Origin of the sequence: Saccharomonospora iraqiensis subsp. iraqiensis (genome assembly GCF_000430445.1) — a bacterium.
Classification (GTDB): domain Bacteria; phylum Actinomycetota; class Actinomycetes; order Mycobacteriales; family Pseudonocardiaceae; genus Saccharomonospora; species Saccharomonospora iraqiensis.
On the sequence record NZ_KE387085.1, the window covers coordinates 35,756 to 38,594 of the forward strand.

4 protein-coding genes are annotated in these 2,839 nt (G+C 73.0%); all 4 read right to left on the minus strand.

Features of this window, described 5'->3' with window-relative positions:
* A partial coding sequence (gene whiA / locus ACTIR_RS22795; RefSeq protein WP_034239461.1) for a DNA-binding protein WhiA occupies window positions 1-389 on the minus strand: 389 nt, incomplete at its 3' end.
* Complete coding sequence (locus ACTIR_RS0111040; RefSeq protein ID WP_007027149.1) at window positions 380-1,351, minus strand: gluconeogenesis factor YvcK family protein; 972 nt, start codon at window positions 1,349-1,351, stop codon at window positions 380-382. The genes whiA and ACTIR_RS0111040, both read right to left, overlap by 10 nt.
* A gap of 7 nt (window positions 1,352-1,358) precedes the next feature.
* Window positions 1,359-2,246, minus strand: a complete 888-nt coding sequence (rapZ, locus tag ACTIR_RS0111045; RefSeq protein WP_007027150.1) for an RNase adapter RapZ — start codon at window positions 2,244-2,246, stop codon at window positions 1,359-1,361.
* Window positions 2,243-2,839: helix-hairpin-helix domain-containing protein (locus ACTIR_RS0111050; protein ID WP_026454331.1), on the minus strand; the 597-nt coding region annotated here is incomplete at its 5' end. The genes rapZ and ACTIR_RS0111050, both read right to left, overlap by 4 nt.

Here is a 2,839-nt window from a genome sequence, read left to right on the forward strand (position 1 = left end):
CAGGCGGCCTCGGCGTCGGCGAGGCCGCCGGAGACCACCGCCGCCGGCAACCCCCGCACCGGCCGCCCACGCTGGTCGATCAGCCCGGTCTGCCGGGCCAGCCCCTCGCCGTCGTTGACCACGCGCACCACGTACCGGGTGCCCTTGCGCAGCCCGCCCGAGGTGATCATGTGCACGTCGGAATGGTGCCCGTAGAGGTCGTACACCTCGCGCCGCAGGCGCCGTGCCACCGACCCGGTGTCCACCTCGGCCTCGACCACGACCCGGCCGGCCACGATGTGCAGCCCGCCCGCGAACCGCAGCATCGCCGACACCTCCGACCGCCGCGGGCCGGGCTTGGTGACGCTGAGTCGGCTCAGCTCGTCCTTGACCGCCGCCGTCATGGCCATGACTGACCCTCCTCCGTGCTCCCGGTGCGCCCGAGAGCCTCTCGCACACAGCTCGCCAGAGCATCCGGATCATGCCGCCCGGCCCCGCCCGGCGCCGCCACCGACGCGAGATGGGCCCGGCCGCCGAGCGCCTCGGCACCGCGGCGCAGCCGCGCGGGGGTGGGCACCGAGTCCCGGTCCGCGATCACGGCGTCCACGGTCAGTTCCGGAGCATGCTCGGAGAGTACGTCCAGATGCCGCTCGGGGGAGAATCCCGCCGTTTCCCCCGGTTGGGGGATGAGGTTGAGGATGACGACCTTGGTCGCCCTGGTGCTCACCAGCGCCTCGTGCAGGCCGGGCACCAGCAGGTGCGGCAGGACGCTGGTGAACCAGGACCCGGGGCCGAGGAAGACCGTGTCGGCGCTCAGCACCGCGTCAACGGCGTCCGCGCAGGCCACGGGGGGCCGGTCCGGACGGCCGGGATTGTGCAGGCGTACCCGGCGTACCTGCCCCGGTGTGCTGGCCACGGCGACCTGCCCGCGGATCCGGCTGAGGGCCCCGTTCTCCAGCCCGGTGACCTCCGCCTCGATCTCCAGCGGCTCGGCCGACATCGGCAGCACCCGCCCGGAGATCCCCAGCAGTGCGGCCGCCTCGTCGAGACCGGCGACCGGATCGCCGAGCACCTCGAACAGGCCGGCCAGCAGCAGGTTCCCCACGGCGTGCCCGGTCAGCGCACCCGATCCGCCGAAGCGGTGCTGGAACACCTCGGCCCACAGCGTGCCCCCGTCCTCCGCGGCGGCGAGCGCCGCCAGTGCCTGCCGGAGGTCGCCCGGCGGCAGCAGGCCGAGCTCCTGCCGCAGCCTGCCCGACGAACCCCCGTCGTCGGCGACGGTGACGACGGCGGTCAGGTCCGCGGTGAGCCGTCGCAGTGCGGAAAGCGCCGCGTGCAGACCGTGTCCTCCCCCGAGCGCGACGGCGCGCATCCCCGGCTCACTCCCTGCCCAGATCGCGGTGCACCACCTTGACCGCCATGCCGTCCTCCTTGGACAGCCGGTTCGCCAGCTCCTCGGCGATGGACACGCTGCGGTGCTTGCCGCCGGTGCAGCCGACGGCCAGGGTGAGGTAGCGCTTGCCCTCCCGCTTGTACCCGGCCCCGACCAGGCGCAGCAACTCGTGGTACTGGGTGAGGAACTCCTCGGCACCCTCCTGGCCGAGCACGTAGTTGCGCACGTCGCCGTCCAGGCCGCTCTGGTCCCGCAGCTCCGGGATCCAGAACGGGTTCGGCAGGAACCGCACGTCCATCACGAGGTCGGAGTCCATCGGCAGACCGTACTTGTAGCCGAACGACAGCACGGTGACCCGCGTGCGCGTGCCGGTCTCGGTGCCGAAGGCGTCCTCGATCTTGGCCCGGAGGTCGTGGACCGACAGCGCGGAGGTGTCCAGCACCAGGTCGGCCTCCTCCCGCAGCGGCGCGAGGAGGGCCCGTTCGGCGGTGATGCCGTCCACGAGCCTGCCCTCGGCCTGCATGGGGTGGCCCCGGCGCACCTGCTCGAACCGGCGCACCAGCACCGGGTCGGTCGCCTCCAGGAACACCACCCGCGGTTTGTAGCCGCGCGCGTCCAGCTCCTTGATGACCGAGGAGAGGTCGTCGGTGAAGGCCCGCGACCGCACGTCCATGACCACGGCCACCCTGGTGATCGCCCCGCGCGCCTGGGCGCCGAGCTCGACCATCGTGGAGATCAGCTCGGGTGGCAGGTTGTCGACGACGAACCAGCCCAGATCCTCCAGACATTTCGCCGCGGTGCTGCGGCCCGCACCGGACAGACCGGTCACCACCGCGACCTCCATCCCGGAGGCTCTGGCCTCGTCGTTGCTCATGCCTGCGACTCCCCTCGTGTCTCGGTACTGTCCCCTGCCAGCGCGGCGTGCACGGTCTCGGCGGTACGCCGCCCGATGCCCGGTACCTCCGCGAGCTCGGCGACCCCGGCCCGCCGCAGCTTCTTCACCGAGCCGAAGTGCTTGATCAGCGCAGCCTTCCGGGTCTGCCCGAGGCCGGGAATGTTGTCCAGCGCCGACGTCTGCACCCGTTTCGACCGCTTCTGCCGCTGGTACCGGAGCGCGAACCGGTGTGCCTCGTCGCGCACCCGCTGGAGAAGGTACAGCGCCTCCGACGTCCGCGGCAGGACGACCGGTTCCGGGTCGGCGGGCAGCCACACCTCCTCCAGGCGCTTGGCCAGCCCGACCACGGCGACGTCGGTGACACCGAGTTCGGCCAGCACGTCGGCCGCGGCCGTGGCCTGCGGCCCGGCGCCGTCGACCACCAGCAGGTTCGGCGGGTAGGCGAACTTGCGTGGTCTGCCGGTGTCCGGGTCGATCCCGGGGGTCGTGCCGTGCGGCGGGTCGCCGGTGTCGGCGGTGTCGGTCACGACACCGTCGGTCGCGGCGCCGTCGGCCGCGGCGGCGTCGGTCGC